Here is a 616-nt window from a genome sequence, read left to right as displayed (position 1 = left end):
CTATACCGGCGTTGCCGAATGGGCATGGTTCCAACAAATCCTCGCCTTCGGATGGGAATGCCTTCCGCTTGGATTGCCCGACAACAACGATCCCCGCGGCCTGTCGGCCATGCAGATCAATATTACCCCAGATACGGCGCACCTCCTGCGTCAATCCGGCATCTTCGCGCAGATCCATCTGATGGATCTTGATCGCGCCGCGGCATGAAATTCGGGAGACATCGCATGGCTACAAAGCCGCTACCTGCAGCCGAGATCGAGGCCCACGAGTCAATTTACGAAACACTGATGCGCGAAGGTTTCTGCGTGCTTCCAGACATCATGCCCACCACCGTGGTCGAGTCGCTGGCGAGAGATATGGCCCCCCACTTCGAGGCAACGCCATTTTGCGAAGGCGGTTTCTACGGCAGCCACACCAAGAGGTTCGGAAGCCTGCTCAAACGATCGACCCATTCATCGGCATTCATCCATCATCCTCAGATCATGGCGATCGCGCAAGATGTGCTCGGTGCTTTGTGCGACACCATACAGCTCAATCTCGCTCAAGCTCTCGAGCTGCATCCCGGCGCACTGCCGCAATTTCCCCACCGCGATCAGGATATGTGGCGGGGCCAAA

1 protein-coding gene and 1 pseudogene are annotated in these 616 nt (G+C 57.5%); both read left to right on the top strand.

Translation table 11 applies throughout. From position 1 onward, the window contains the following. Window positions 1-208: hypothetical protein (locus tag AACY52_RS29315; RefSeq protein ID WP_339561218.1), on the top strand; the 208-nt coding region annotated here is incomplete at its 5' end. 17 nt (window positions 209-225) lie between these two features. Next, window positions 226-616: pseudogene (locus tag AACY52_RS29310) on the top strand (hypothetical protein); the annotation flags it as partial.

It is taken from the genome of Pseudomonas sp. EA_65y_Pfl1_P113 (assembly GCF_963970525.1).
GTDB classification, from domain to species: domain Bacteria; phylum Pseudomonadota; class Gammaproteobacteria; order Pseudomonadales; family Pseudomonadaceae; genus Aquipseudomonas; species Aquipseudomonas tritici.
Note: the sequence above shows the minus strand (reverse complement) of the source record. Positions and strands in the feature narration are given on the sequence as shown.